The organism is Cytobacillus sp. NCCP-133 (genome assembly GCF_026011715.1).
GTDB lineage: Bacteria > Bacillota > Bacilli > Bacillales > Cytobacillaceae > Cytobacillus.
Map to the genome: position 1 here is coordinate 68,442 of NZ_BRVM01000011.1, position 15,102 is coordinate 83,543.

General features: G+C 40.8%; 9 protein-coding genes and 2 pseudogenes. 8 read left to right on the forward strand and 3 right to left on the reverse strand.

The window, feature by feature from the left end; genetic code table 11:
* The first annotated feature begins 190 nt into the window (after positions 1 to 190).
* From nirB (NCCP133_RS13655) to NCCP133_RS13685, 7 genes and pseudogenes are all read left to right on the forward strand, one after another.
* Positions 191 to 2,542, forward strand: a complete 2,352-nt coding sequence (gene nirB, locus NCCP133_RS13655; RefSeq protein ID WP_264805571.1) for a nitrite reductase large subunit NirB — start codon at positions 191 to 193, stop codon at positions 2,540 to 2,542.
* A gap of 46 nt (positions 2,543 to 2,588) precedes the next feature.
* Positions 2,589 to 4,730, forward strand: a pseudogene (nasC, locus tag NCCP133_RS13660) (assimilatory nitrate reductase catalytic subunit NasC).
* Between the two features lie 60 nt (positions 4,731 to 4,790).
* On the forward strand, positions 4,791 to 7,205 hold the full coding sequence (gene nirB / locus NCCP133_RS13665; RefSeq protein ID WP_264805572.1) for a nitrite reductase large subunit NirB: 2,415 nt from the start codon (positions 4,791 to 4,793) through the stop codon (positions 7,203 to 7,205).
* Positions 7,206 to 7,229: 24 nt separating this feature from the next.
* A complete protein-coding gene (gene nirD, locus NCCP133_RS13670) occupies positions 7,230 to 7,556 on the forward strand; it encodes a nitrite reductase small subunit NirD (protein WP_264805574.1) in 327 nt (108 codons plus the stop codon).
* Positions 7,557 to 7,583: 27 nt separating this feature from the next.
* Positions 7,584 to 8,399: a uroporphyrinogen-III synthase gene (locus NCCP133_RS13675; RefSeq protein ID WP_264805575.1), complete on the forward strand. Its 816-nt coding sequence runs from the start codon at positions 7,584 to 7,586 to the stop codon at positions 8,397 to 8,399.
* A 23-nt stretch (positions 8,400 to 8,422) separates the two neighbouring features.
* Positions 8,423 to 9,913, forward strand: coding sequence for a uroporphyrinogen-III C-methyltransferase (cobA, locus tag NCCP133_RS13680; protein ID WP_264805576.1), 1,491 nt, complete (start codon positions 8,423 to 8,425; stop codon positions 9,911 to 9,913).
* Positions 9,914 to 10,085: 172 nt separating this feature from the next.
* Positions 10,086 to 10,226: a hypothetical protein gene (locus NCCP133_RS13685; protein ID WP_264805577.1), complete on the forward strand. Its 141-nt coding sequence runs from the start codon at positions 10,086 to 10,088 to the stop codon at positions 10,224 to 10,226.
* A 208-nt stretch (positions 10,227 to 10,434) separates the two neighbouring features.
* Here NCCP133_RS13685 and NCCP133_RS13690 read toward each other — a convergent pair whose 3' ends face one another.
* Positions 10,435 to 10,590, reverse strand: coding sequence for a hypothetical protein (locus NCCP133_RS13690; RefSeq protein WP_264805578.1), 156 nt, complete (start codon positions 10,588 to 10,590; stop codon positions 10,435 to 10,437).
* A gap of 344 nt (positions 10,591 to 10,934) precedes the next feature.
* On the opposite strand from NCCP133_RS13690, the gene NCCP133_RS13695 reads away from it, so the two are divergent.
* A complete protein-coding gene (locus NCCP133_RS13695; RefSeq protein ID WP_264805579.1) occupies positions 10,935 to 12,356 on the forward strand; it encodes an FMN-binding glutamate synthase family protein in 1,422 nt (473 codons plus the stop codon).
* 49 nt (positions 12,357 to 12,405) lie between these two features.
* Here the strand turns inward: NCCP133_RS13695 and NCCP133_RS13700 are convergent.
* Together NCCP133_RS13700 and NCCP133_RS13705 are read right to left on the reverse strand one after the other, a co-directional pair.
* Positions 12,406 to 13,892 (reverse strand): annotated as a pseudogene (locus NCCP133_RS13700) (spore germination protein).
* A gap of 149 nt (positions 13,893 to 14,041) precedes the next feature.
* Positions 14,042 to 14,938, reverse strand: coding sequence for a TetR/AcrR family transcriptional regulator (locus NCCP133_RS13705; protein WP_264805580.1), 897 nt, complete (start codon positions 14,936 to 14,938; stop codon positions 14,042 to 14,044).
* Positions 14,939 to 15,102 lie beyond the last annotated feature (164 nt).

Consider the following 15,102-nt stretch of genomic DNA (forward strand, 5'->3'; position numbering starts at 1 on the left):
TTAAACGCTTACACACCAATAATAAATAAGTAAAAGCGTAGCATAAAAAATAATCTGTAAGATGGGGCGAAAGTTTTGTAATGATAAAAATAATCAAAAAGTTATGTTAATTACTAAATACATGTGATAATATCTAACATATAAAAAAGGAAAAATAGAAAGGTGGAAATCAAGTTGCTGGAGGGTTATTATGGCTAAAGAAAAAATGGTTCTTATTGGAAACGGAATGGCAGGAGTTCGCTGTATAGAGGAAATCCTCCATCATAATCCCGTCCAGTTTTCCATTTCGGTTTTCGGAAGTGAAAACCATCTAAACTACAATCGCATCTTATTGTCTTCTATCCTGCAAGGGAAGTCTTCCATTGGAAATCTGACAATCCATAAATCTGAGTGGTATGTGAAGAATCAAATCGAATTATTCAAAAATGAAACAGTTATGAAGTTGAGCACTGCGAAAAAGACAATTACCACAAATAAAAATCGGAAAGTTTCCTATGACAAGCTTATATTGGCTACCGGCTCTACTCCTTATGTCCCGCCGATCCCTGGCTGCAGCAAAGAAGGAGTAATGACATTCCGTACGATAGAAGATTGCAGGCAAATCATTCATTCATCAAAAAAAGGTGAAAATGCTGTTGTACTTGGGGGAGGCTTGCTGGGATTGGAGGCTGCCCAAGGCCTAATCCATTTAGGAATGGATGTCCATGTGGTTCATAATGCAGCAAGAATCATGAATAAACAGCTGGACTCTAAAGCAGCAAATCTTTTGCAAAGATCGCTTGAGAAACAGGGGATGAAGTTCTTATTGGAAAAGGAAACACAGTCCTTTGAAGGAAGCAGCCGTGTCGAAAGGGTTATTTTTAAAGATGGGACAGAACTTCCGGCTGATCTGGTGATTATAGCAGCTGGAGTCAGGCCTAATATTAAGCTTGCACATGATTGTGGAATAAAAACAAATCGGGGAATAATGGTCAATGATTTTATGCAAACGAGTATCCCCGATATTTATGCTGTCGGTGAATGTGCTGAACATAGAGGGATGGTTTACGGACTTGTAAAGCCGTTGTATGAGCAGGGAAAAGTACTGGCGAAACATATCTGCCGAAAGTTTACTGAGGAATATAAAGGTTCCATTTTATCTTCGAAGCTGAAGATATCCGGAATGGATGTATTTTCTGCAGGAGAACTTTTTGAAAAAGGCTATAAAAAAGCTCTGACTTTATATGACGAAGATGAACAAACGTATAAAAAAATTGTTTTTAAGCATAACAAAATGGCTGGATTTTTATTAATGGGTGACATAAAAGACCATGTAAGGTTATTTGACATGATGGTGAAGAAGAAAGACTTTTCTGATGAAGAAAAGCTGCTTCTTTTGAATTCTTCTAAAAAGGATTACAGCATAAGTTCAATGGCTCAATCCAGTATCGTTTGCAACTGTAATGGTGTCACAAAAAAGGCGATTGCAGAAGCTGTTTTAACAAAAGGGCTGAAGACAGCAGAAGAAGTGACAGAATGTACAAAGGCTTCTGGCACGTGCGGAGGATGCAAGCCGCTGGTCGAAGAGCTTCTGTACTATATAAAAAGCGATGATTTCCATGAAAATATCGAACCTGACACATTATGCATGTGTACGGATCTATCAGAAGAAGAGGTTATAGAGGAGATCCAGCTTCGCGGCTTGCAAAGAGTAGAAGGAGTATTTACAGATCTTGGCTGGCGCAAAGAAAATGGCTGCGCCATCTGCGTGCCTGCTTTGCATTATATCCTGCGAATGATAGTTCCCGATTATGAGGGAGATGGCCAATCTGTCTTTGTTGGTGAAACACACAACGCAGTCAGGGAGTCAAACGGCACCTATACAATCAAACCGCAAATATATTTGGGAGAAACCAATAGCAGTCAATTGCAAAAAATAGCAGCCGTGGCTGAACAATACAGTATACAGGAAATAGTCATCAGCAATGATGGACGGATCATGCTAAAAGGAATCCAAGAGGAAGATTTGCAGAGAATATGGCAGTCCTTAGACATGAAATTAATCCCTATACATGAGAATAATTCAGTCAGCGTCACCTTGCTGACCGGTTACAAAGGCTGTGGCTGTGAAAATGGTACTTCAAAGAAACTGGCTATCCAGCTTCAGAAAAAAACGGAATACATAGTATCTCCGGACCGGCTGGAAATTGGAATCGCTTCTTGCATCCATGGCAGCGCAGGATTTGGTGTTAAGGATATTGGGGTCATCAAACTCAGACAGTGCTGGGAAATCTATATCGGCGGAAATGCAGGAATCCAATTAAAAACTGGAGAGCTTCTGGCAATTGCTTCAACTGAGAAGGAAGCGGAGGAGGTGATTTGCACATTGGTTCAATATTTCAGGGAATCCGCCAAATATTTGGAGAGCGTTAAGGAATGGACAGAAAGGATTGGGCTTATACACCTGCGGGAAGTGGTGTTTGATTTGGAACTAAGAAAACTCTTAATTCAGCGCCTTGTCGAAGATTCATATAATTGCCGCCATAAGTTACCCGTTTATTAGTTTGTAAAACAATAAATGAACTATGAAAGGCAGAAAGGAATGAGCTATGACAGAACTGCTATTAAAATATTTCCGAGCCAAGCAGCAGGAAGGTCAAACAGAGAAAGTTTATGATACACAATGTCCTTTCTGCAGTATGCAATGCAAAAAACAGGTAATTGAACAATCTATTGTAACAAGGAAGCAATATCGGGTTCTTGGAAAAGCAAATCCTACATCACATGGACGTTTATGTATAAAAGGGTTGAATGCCCATCAGCATGCCCTGCATCCTGAACGCCTCAAATCTCCGCTGCTGAAAGTGGACGGAAAATTCGAACAGGTGTCATGGGAGAAAGCCATGGGGGTTATGAAGGAAAAATTCCAGAAAATTCAATCTGAGCATGGATTAAATGCTTTGTCCGTGTATGGCGGAGGCTCTTTAACCAATGAAACAGCTTATCTTCTGGGCAAATTTGCGAGAGTGGCATTAAGGACAAAATATATTGATTATAATGGGCGGTTCTGCATGTCTTCGGCTGCATCGGCTGCTATTCATGCTTTCGGGCTGGACCGGGGAATGACGAACGGATTAAATGATATTCCGCTGGCTGAATGTATTATTCTGGCGGGAACCAATATTGCTGAATGCCAGCCAACACTTCTTCCTTATTTTGAAAAAGCGAAGGAGAACGGCGCTTTTATTATCGCCATTGATCCGCGGGAGACTTCCACAACTAAAATGGCAGACTTGCACTTAAAACCGCAGCCGGGCAGCGATGCAGCCTTGGCAAACGGGATTTTGAAGGTCCTGGTAGAAGAAAAAGAGATTAACCTTCCGTTTATAGAGGGGAGGACAAAAGGATTTAAAGAAATTAAGGCCTATGTAAACACCCTTACGTTAGAAGAAGTTGAAGAATTGACAGGGGTACCTGCAAGTCAAATTAGGAAAACAGCTATTCTATTTGGGAAAGCAGCAACCGGGATGATTTTTACAGCAAGGGGCGTTGAACAGCAAACAGATGGATACCATACTGTCCGCAATTTTTTAAATATTCTTTTAATAACAGGGAAGATTGGTAAGCCTGGATGCGGCTATGGGGCAATCACTGGACAGGGAAACGGACAGGGAGGGCGGGAGCATGGCCTTAAAGCTGATCAGCTCCCCGGTTACCGTTCCATTGAAAATCAGGATCATCGGCATTATATCGCACGTGTTTGGAATATACGCGAAAGTGAATTGCCCGGCAAAGGTGTCTCTGCTTATGAAATGATGAATAAAATCGAGGATGGCGAGATTAAAGGAATGCTATTAATGGGCTCAAATCCCATCGTCTCTAACCCGAATGCAGACTTTGTGAAAAAAGCCCTGGAAAAACTCGATTTTCTTGTTGCTGCCGATATGTTTATTTCAGAAACAGCAATGCTGGCCGATTTGATCCTGCCGGTAACTTCTTATTTGGAAAACGAGGGAACGATGACGAATCTGGAGGGAAGAGTGCTGCTTCGCCCGGCAAGCAAGCCGTGTCCAGGAGAAGTAAAACATGATTGGCAAATCATTTGCGAGATTTCCAGATTGCTAGGAAAGGAAGATTATTTTTCTTTTTCCGGACCAGAAGAAATATTCAATGAACTAAGAGAAGCCAGCAGGGAAGGTACTGCCGATTATTATGGTATCAATTATGAGCGTCTTAAAAAGGGGGATGGAATTCTATGGCCTTGCCCGGGTCCAGACCATAAAGGAACTGAAAGGCTTTTTGAAGATTCCTTTGCCCACGAAGATGGAAAAGCTGTGATGATACCTGTATCCAATACATCTGAAATAGCAAAAGAGGCAACTGATGGGGAATATCCGCTGTTCCTTACGACAGGAAGAGTGATTTCCCATTATTTAACCGGAGTTCAGACAAGAAAAAGTCCATCACTAGCGGCAAGAAACTTTGAGTCTTTTGCTGAAATTCATCCGGAAACCGCTAAGAAGTTCGGTATTTTGAATAAGTCAATGATGAAGATTAAATCAAAAAAAGGCAGCATTATTGTTAGGAGCCAATGGACAGAAGATATCAGGCAGGATACCATTTTTGTCCCTTTTCATTGGGCTGAAAACTAAAATGTCAATCTCCTGGTATCGGATCAGCTCGATCCTGTTTGCCGTATGCCAGGTTTTAAAGTTACTGCGGTGAACGTAAGTCACTTAGAAAAACTATAAGTTTAATAGGAGATATTTTATTCTAATAAATTCAAATGATCGGGGAGGCTGTTTTTAAAAATGGAAAAGAAGAAATTGGTCCTTGTTGGGAATGGAATGGCTGGTGTCAGGGCAGTGGAAGAAATTTTAAAAGTCGCTCCGGAGAAGTTTGAAATTACGATATTTGGAAGTGAACCCCATCCCAATTATAATCGCATTCTATTATCAAAAGTTTTACAGGGGGATACAGAAGTAAAGGATATTACCCTGAATGATTGGGACTGGTATGAAACCAACAATATTAGATTATACACAGATGAAACGGTAGTGAAGGCAGATCCTGGCAGGAAGGTCGTCGTCTCAGATAAAGGAAGAATTGAGCCATATGATGAGCTCATCCTGGCAACGGGGTCAGTGCCATTCATCCTTCCAATACCGGGAGCTGATAAGGAGGGGGTTACAGCTTTTCGGGATCTGGAGGATACCGATAAAATGCTGCAGGCTTCGAAAAAATATAAAAAGGCGGCTGTCATTGGCGGGGGGGTGCTTGGGTTGGAGGCAGCAAGAGGCTTATTAAATTTAGGCATGGAAGTATCTGTGATTCATATCTCCACTTTTTTAATGGAAAGGCAGCTGGACGAAACAGCAGGAAAGCTATTACAAAAAGAACTTGAAAAACAGGGAATGAACTTTTTACTTGAAAAACAAACACAGGCTATTATCGGAAATGAACGGGTGGAAGGCTTGATCTTCAGTGACGGTACTGTGCTGGAAGCTGATTTGGTTGTAATGGCTGTTGGAATCCGTCCGAATATTAAACTTGCGCAGGAAAGCGGATTACAAGTGAATCGCGGCATTGTGGTAAATGATTTTCTTGAAACGAGTATTCCCCATATTTATTCAGTCGGAGAATGTGCCGAGCATAATGGTATTCCATATGGTCTGGTCGCCCCTCTATATGAACAGGGGAAAGTGCTGGCCAAACATATTTGCGGGGTGGAAACTGCCCCGTATAAAGGTTCTGTTCTTTCAACCCAGCTCAAAGTATCAGGTGTGGAAGTATTCTCTGCAGGAGATTTTTTAGAAGATAAAGAGAAAAAAGCCTTAAAAATTTTTGATGACTATGAAGGTGTCTATAAAAAAATGGTCTTTCGTGGAAATCAGATCGTAGGAGCTGTTCTTTTTGGAGACAGTCAGGAAGGAAATCGTCTTTTTTCCCTGATTAAAAAGCAGGCCGATATCTCTGAAACTGCGAAGGTCTCCCTATTACAGCCGGTTGGCCAGGATACGGGAGATAGCCTGGTCGCCGAAATGAGCAGCGAAGAAACAGTGTGCGGATGCAATGGTGTTTCCAAAGGGAGAATCATTGAATCCATTCAAGCTGAAGGATGCACAACAGTAGATCAAATTAAAGCCTGCACAAGCGCTTCCCGTTCCTGCGGAGGCTGTAAACCGCTGGTAGCTGATTTGCTTCAGCATACACTTGGAGCAGATTTTGATCGAAGCATCCAAAAAGAAGCGATCTGCAGCTGTACTTCATTATCGAGGGATGAAGTAGTTGAAGAAATACGATCAAAAGGGCTAACCCATGTTAAGGAGGTAATGAATGTCCTGGGCTGGGTCTCTGAAGAAGGCTGTTCCAAATGTCGTCCAGCCATCAATTATTATTTGGGAATGGTCCATCCAACCCGATATGAGGATGAACGGGAATCACGCTATGTAAATGAAAGATTGCATGCCAATATACAAAAAGACGGCACCTATTCGGTGGTACCAAGGATGTACGGCGGGGTGACAAATTCGAATGACTTGCGCAAGATTGCCGATGTCGTTGATAAATACGAAATTCCTTTAGTAAAGGTTACAGGGGGCCAGCGGATCGATTTATTCGGTGTGAAAAAAGAAGATTTGCCTAAAGTATGGTCCGACTTGGATATGCCATCAGGCTATGCATATGGAAAATCGCTTCGCACTGTAAAAACTTGTGTCGGCGAGCAATTCTGCCGTTTCGGAACCCAGGATTCAATGGGTGTTGGGGCAGCGTTGGAAAAGAAATTTGAAGGATTGCAGACTCCCCATAAAGTCAAAATGGCGGTATCCGCTTGCCCAAGAAGCTGTGCTGAGTCAGGGTTCAAGGATATCGGTTTTATTGGCATAGACGGCGGCTGGGAAATCTATGTTGGCGGCAATGGAGGTAACCATGTAAGACGGGGAGATTTGCTTTATAAAGTGAAGACAGATGAAGAATTGATGGAAATCACAGGTGCTTACCTTCAATACTACAGAGAAACAGCCAGTTATTTGGAACGCACCTCCGCGTGGGTAGACCGTGTAGGTCTGCCACATATCCAGTCGGTGCTGGATGATAAAGAGAAGCGCAAAGAATTAAATGTCCGAATGGATGAGGCGCTATCAGTATACAAAGATCCTTGGAAAGAGATTATCAATAACAATAAAACAAAAAATGAGTTATTTGAAAGTCTTGTAAGATCATAAATCATAGGATTGGAGGAGTTTCTATTGGTAAATAAAAGTGTTGTCAAGGTTCTGATAGGCTCTATGCATGAATTGCCAGAAAAACTGGGAAAAACGGTAAAAGTCGGCGGAATTGATATTGCTGTGTTCAGATTATCTAATGGCAAGATCCGTGCAATAGAAAATAGATGTCCCCATAAAGGCGGTGTACTGACTGAGGGCTTGGTCAGCGGAGATTCTGTTTTTTGCCCCATGCATGATTGGAAAATTTGTCTGGAAGACGGCAAAGTGCAAGCTCCTGATACGGGGTGCGTTCAAACTTATAAAACAGTAGTTGAGAATGGCAAAGTCTATCTTATAATAGAAGAATAAAAGAAGATTAGGCTGGAGGTTTTTTGGATGAAAAAGCTGGAGGGAAAGCGAATTGCTCTCCTTGGATCAAGAAAAATAGAAGAAATAAGCAAAATTGTTGAAAATCTGGGGGGGATCGCTGTTAGCAGGCCTGCGCAAGGTACATCCTTGCGAGTAGATACTAAATTAAAAGACCATATACAACGGATTACAGCAGGCAAGTTTGATTGGATTATCTTTACCACTGGTATAGGTGTGGAGACCTTGTATAATACAGCTTTAGAAATAGGGATGGGAGAAGAGTTTATTGGGACTCTGCATAATACAAGAATTGCAGCACGAGGCTATAAAACGGTTAATTTGCTAAAAAAGCTGGGACTATCACCTGAAGTCCGGGATGACGATGGAAGTACCGAGGGGCTGGTACGCAGCCTAGCAGCTTATTCTTTGGAGAAAAGCAATGTGGCTCTTCAGCTTTACGGCGACCCTGCACCAAGGCTAATCCAGTGGCTGGATGAACAGCACGCTCAATATGAAGAAATTCTTCCGTATATCCACAATCCCCCGGAAACGGAAGTAATGGAAAGACTTCTTTCTGAGCTGCTTGAAGGAAAACTGGAAGCAGCGGTTTTTACGAGTACTCCACAGGTACGTCATTTAATTCAATTTGCATGTAAACAGGATGCCGAAAATCAATTGAAAAGGGCTTTCTCTGAAAAAGTTATTGCTTTGGCAGTCGGAAAGGTAACCGCACAAGCATTATATGATGAAGGAATAAATCGGGTGATTTTCCCCAAGGTGGAGAGAATGGGCAGTGCTATTGTAGAACTGGCCAATTACTACCAGATGAACACCGGCGATTAAAAAGAAGACAAAGGGGTGGGGACTTGAAAAAAGGTAAGGTATTTCTTGTAGGAGCAGGTCCTGGGGATGAAGGCTTGATGACAATAAAAGGGTTAAAAGCAATTCAGCAAGCAGATGTTATTTTATATGACCGGCTTATAAATCCCAGACTATTAGAGTATGCCCCTTCCCATTGTGAGTTGACTTATTGCGGGAAAATTCCGCAGCAGCATTTACTTAAACAGGAATTAATCAATGATTTTCTTATTCAGAAAGCAATGGACGGATGCATTGTTGTCCGCTTAAAAGGCGGTGACCCGGGAGTTTTTGGCAGAGTCGGCGAGGAAGCCGAAGCGCTTGTAACAAATGAAATTCCATTTGAAATTGTTCCGGGAGTATCCTCCGGAATTGCGGCACCTTTATATGCAGGCATCCCTGTTACACATCGCGAATATGGTGTTTCCTTTGCGGTGGTAACTGCGCATGACAAATCGAAAGAAGGGAAGCCCCATATCGATTGGGCCGGATTAGTTGCTAGTGTCGATACCATTGCCTTCTATATGGGTGTATCCAACATCTCCTTTATTGCTGAAAATCTTATACAGCATGGAAAACCGGAAGAAACCCCGGTCATTCTTATCCAATGGGGGACGTATGGAAGGCAGCAGACAGTGCAAGGAACACTGGGGAATATTGTAAAAAAAGTGAGGGAGACAGGAATTAAAAATCCTGCTATTACTTTAGTTGGTGATATTGTTTCGTTAAGGGATAAATTTAAATGGTTTGAAAAAAAGCCTCTGTACGGAAGGCAAATTCTTTTAGCGCGTACCGGTACCGCAAAAAGCCCTGTGGCGGAAATGTTAAAAGATCAGGGTGCAGATGTCATTGAATTTCCGAAGTGGGCTAATAAAGAAGTTATGATAGATGAAACCATCCTCAATCAATTATTCATGTATGAACGTATTTTATTCACCTCGCATGAGAGCATCAATGAGTTTTTTGATTTGCTGATTAGCAGAAAAATAGATATTAGAAAACTGCACGCAACAATTTACTGTTTGTCTAAAAAATCGTTAAAAGTCTTAATAGATCGGGGATTATATGGTCATCTGGCAGATAATATGTATCATTCCGGAGGACTATTAATTATAGGTAATCGGAAAATGGATGAAAATAGGGGCTATTATTTTGACCGTTATGGAAAACATGATATTTTCCAGACCAGCGAAACAATCCTAGATGAAGCTTTTGTTCCTGTGGTAAAAAATATGCTTATGGAAGCTTCACTTGATACAATCGTATTTCCAAGCAGTTCCTCTGTGGATGCCTTTATCGAAAATGGAAGACCATATGATATAGTGGCAGAAGACATCTTAAAAAACTTAACGATAGTTTGCATGGGAAGCAGTTCGGAGAAGCGAATCAGGGATTTTGGGTTTGAGCCCGATTCAATCCCTGCAGAACCATGTGCATCTAAGTTGCTGGAGGTATTAATTCAAGATAAAGTGCAGGAAAGAGTAATAGGAACATTATAAAACATAAATGGTTTCTATTCCGGCCTGTATAAAAATGGGGACCGGCTTTTTTGTAATAACAGAATTTATATCCTTTGGAACTTAGATAAAAAATCACCGGGAAGCCTAGGATAGAAGGGTTTCAAAAAGCGCAGTCAGATCAAAATAATCTGCTGGATGACTTATTAATCTATTGGCCAAAAGAGAGGATTTTTCAGATGCGGATAATCCTTACAATATCAGCTATTTGGCCAATAATCCTGGCATTCAGGATTATCTTCAGGAAATGCACCGGGAAGTTCTGCAGCACTATGTTGTCATGACTGTCGGTTGAAGAAGTATCTAAAGGCCGCGATCCACTGGAAGTTTTTGAAAGCTTGCTGCTTCTAAGCACTGGACGGGGCTGTACCTCCCCTTTCCACTCATATATTTCACAGCCAACATGAAAATAAAGTGAAAAAGCTTATTAATCTTATTAAGAAAATCCTGATAAATCGAAAATGCCGGTATCAGGCCATTAAGCATGATACCGGCATTTCAGATTATCGTTCCTCATCTCGATTTGTTTTTCTCTGCGTATTTTCATGAGCAACCTTTGAGAGCTGGTCCATTGGCTCCATCATCGATTCAAGCAGACCGCCATCCGCCTCAATGGACTTCTCCACATTTTTGGATTGATTGACATCTGAATTGTTCACTTTTTCACCCCATTTTAGTAAAGAATATTCTCTTGATAGAATGGACTTCTTCCTCTAAAATTATTCGAAAAATGGTTCACCGCTGATAATTCGTATGAGTGCACCCACTTCTTCTGATAGTGCAAAAACGGACTTTCCTTAGAACTACTTCTTTTAATCCCCAATCACCCCAGTTTAATAGCTCCCCTTTCACTCCTGTTTTTTTAAAGGTAATTAATAAACCCGTAAGGAAAGCCAAGTGGTTTCATTCAAAGAAGCTATTCCTGTCCTCATTAAAGGTTAAATTCCTATCCTATGGCAATAATGGATGATAAAAGACACTAGTAGGATATGGAGAAAATGGTATGTCTGATCTGTTATTGATGATTATATTAGCTATGATCATTTTATTATTTATTATTTTACTGCTTATGCTTATTGGCTGGCGCTGGATTATGAAACGCATTGTGAAGAAAGCGGGAAAAATCCTTTTTACAGACAGCTATCAGGAGAATCTGATTGAAATGATCCCGGGTTTCCGCCATTTGGGTGTGCAAAATGCTCTGGAAAATAACTTGCGTGCTGAAACAGGAGATGTCCTGCACCGGCCATTTGGGTCCTCGAAAAAATGGCCCCATTTTGACGAAATTACTTTTATCCCTGTCCAGACAACGCCTTTCCCCCTTGATGGGGATGAGGAGGTTGATGTGAAGGTAACAATTGGCCCCAAAGCAAAAAAGCCAATGAAAATAAAAATTCCGCTAATGGTCAGCGGGATGGCTTATGGCATTGCTCTAAGTGAGCAGGTGAAAATTGCACTGGCTACAGCAGCCAAGAATACGGGAACGGCTATCAACTCAGGGGAAGGCGGAATTCTTCCTGAAGAACTTGAAAGTGCGGGTAAGTATATTCTTCAGTTCTCAAAAACCGAATGGGGGAAAGAAGAAGAACTGATTAAGCGGGCCGATATGATTGAGCTGAAGCTGGGCCAGGGTGCCATGCAAGGAATGGGCGGAAATATTTCGCCGGAAAATTTAACGGGTCGTGCCAGAGAAATCATGGGCCTTAAAGAAAATGAGACTGCTCAAATATTAGAACATTTTTTTGATAAGCAGACTTTAAAGGACTTGATGGACTTGGTGGATGAACTTCGTAAATTGTCAGGCGGAGTGCCAATTGGTGCGAAAATAGGGGCCGGTGGAAAAATAGAAGCAGACATTGACAATTTAATTGAAATGGGAGTGGATTTTATTGCGATAGATGGAGGGCAGGCAGCTACAATGGGAGCGCCTCCTATATTGGCTGATGATTTTGGGATCCCTACCCTGCATGCAGTTGTTCGTGCATCCAGGCACCTTGAAAAAAGAAAAAAGAAGGGAGAAATCAGTTTAATTGTTTCAGGAGGCCTTTTTACCCCCGGGCAGTTTCTAAAGGTTCTTGCTTTAGGAGCAGATGCTGTTTATCTCGGATCTGTCATTTTGTTTACTGTATCCCATTTGCATACATTAAATTCGCTCCCTTTTGAACCTCCAACTCAAGCTGTTTGGAACCAGGGGAAATTTAAGGATTCATTTAAAATAGATGACGGAGTAAAATCAGCAGAAAAATTTCTAACAGCCAGCACGGAAGAAATAAAAATGGGATTGCGGGCAATGGGGAAAAGATCATTAAAAGAGCTGTCCAAAAAAGATTTAGTTTCCTATGATGAGTTAACAGCAAAAATGATTGGCATTCCATTTACATTCGAGCCTTATGAAGATCAACACAAAAAAAGCGACACTAATTGACCTTGCCAAGAGCAAGAAGCCTGGCATTCCAAGCCAGGCATAAATTCTTTTACTCATCAATATCTCTCTTTACTTTGCTTTTCTGCTTTGTAAATCGGTAAGGATTTTGCGTCCTTAAATAAACAGGCCTTAATGGCTGAAAAGGAAACCGAATGAAAGAATCTTTTAAATCTCTGTATCTTGGCGGATAAAACGGTTCTAAAAATGGCCTTTCAAGAGAAGTCAGCCTAATCATATGGGTTAATAAAATGCATGAACAGAATAAGACTCCTACAAATCCCCAAAGGTTGGCAAAAAACAAGAAGGGAAACCTTAGGAAACGAATCGAATTGTTCATTTTATACACAGGTGTTGTAAACGAAGCAAGGGCTGCTAACGCAATGATAATAAGAAGTACATTACTTGTTAGACCCGCTTCGACGGAGGCAGTACCAATTACGATACCGCCCACAATACCGATAGTCTGGCCAATTTTGGTCGGCAGCCTTGCCCCAGCTTCTCTTAAAAGTTCAATAACCAGTTCCAGCAAAAGAGCTTCATAGAAAGGAGGCAGGGGGATATGCTGTCTGGATGACACTAGAGTTCCAAGTAAATCCGTCGGTATCAATTCCATATGGTAGGTAAGCGTTGCCACATAGATAGAGGTAATCTGGATCGAGAAGATAACCGAGAAGGCTCGGAGTAACCTCACAAAAGAACCTATGATCCAATTCAGAAAATAATCCTCAAAGGAACTGAAGAATTCCGAAAACGTTGTAGGTGTGATCAATACATGTGGCGAACCATCAACCGCTATGACAACTTTGCCTTCTGCCAGTACAGCTGCGGCCCTATCCGGCCTTTCCGTATCCAATAGCTGGGGAAAAGGAGAATTTTTATTATCGGATATAAGCTGAACGATATAAGAACTGTCAGTTATTTCATCAAAGTCAATGTTTTCAAGGCGCTCTTTAACGATGCTCACATAATCTTTATTGGTTATTCCTTCAATATAAAGGACTGCTACCGGTGTTCTGGAGATATCTCCGATTGTATATTCCTCAATGACCAATTCAGAAATAGGCAGCCTCTTACGGATGAGGTTCAAATTTTGGCCTATCGATTCCACAAAAGCTTCTTTTGGTCCAATAACCGTATGCTCGACTTCTGCATGAGCCAACTCGCGGACAAACTCTTTTTGAGCAGAAATGTAAGCAACCTTTTTTGCTTCATTTTCAATTGTGACCATAATATAGCCATTTAGAAGCTTATGCTCCGCACCAGTCAACCCCTCGCATATATAAATATCTGCAGAAGGAAGAATCATTTTCAGATCATCCATCTTTCGGAAATTCCCCTGGAGCAATCCGGGCAGGAAGCTTTTGCTAATCATCTTTTTATTAACTAATGTGGTAAAAAAATGAATGAGAAATGTATGCCTGTTTTTCGATTGGAATAAGCTAAATTTTTAAAATCATGGGATTTGGAAAATGATTGTTTCAGCTCTTCAATAGCAAAATCAGACAAAGGCCTTTTTGTTTTTAAATCTTTTTTCATGTATCAATCACCGATTCGTTTGGCATTAATTATTAGTGTTTCCGTTTTTGGCAGGATTATGAATGTATTAAAAAAGCAAGCGTGGAATTTAGCTGCCGAGAAATTTAATATAAAAAAAAGCCTAACCAGGAAGGGTTAGGCTTAGGATATTAATCAGGATTTTCTTCCGTTTGTTTGAAAAAAGCGGAAGCAAGCTTTTCTAGTTCCTTCAATTTGATCGGATCCAAAAAATTCAAACAGCTGTTTAGTGAGTGGAGTGCACTATTGACCAGAAACTTTCTCGGAAGTTTGGCGTGCAGAAGTTCTTCCTGGATAAAATCCAAAAGTTCTATACAATGAGCCTGATCCTGCTGCATCGATTTCTTAAGGGCTGATACAGTTTGGCAAAGATTATGTTTAAAACCCTGGTCCTGTTGTTTTAAATGGTTAAAGCGGTTGTCTATCAGTTCAGGGTCCAGCAGCTGATCGCCTGCCGTGCTTACTTCTTCGATCACCTTTGTGATTCGGTCAACGCAATACTGGATCACATGATTGATGCTCGATGGATGTTCAAAGATTTTAGTGTTGTACTTTACATTATGATGGAGTATTCCAAGAAACATAATCGCACAGTCAAGCAAATATGGTTTCTTATCTTCCCCAAAAATTTCAATAAACCGCTGATAGATCCAATGAACCATTCTCAGCTGTCCTTGCTTAATAAACTGCATAAGCTCCGGATCGTGTGAAACAAGCATTTCCTCAAAAAGAGTAACCAAATTATTTGAACGATTCATATTCATTTGAAACTCAATCTGCTGAGTAAAAACCTCAATGCTGGTAGGATCCTTGCCAATAAGAAGCTGATTTCTTTCAAATTCCATTTTTTTGTGTAAAGTTTTAAAAATGGAAATAAGCAGTTCATTTTTTGAAGAGAAATAATTATAAAAAGTTCCTTTTGCTATCCCGGTATATTCTAAAATGTCCTGAATTGAAGTAGCTTGAAAGCCCTTATCCAGAAATAATTGGTGTGCTTTTTTAATCACAAGCTGTTTCCTGTCATTCATTTATAATCACCTGTTATTTTATTTGAACTGTCGGTATAATCTTATAGTACATGATTCAAATGAATTACACAAACCCTCTATTTTACAAGTTTTTTAAGTTGCATTAATTGTACTCATGGTATATTATATATTTTGTGTGTAACGATAGTATAAAAGAATGAACT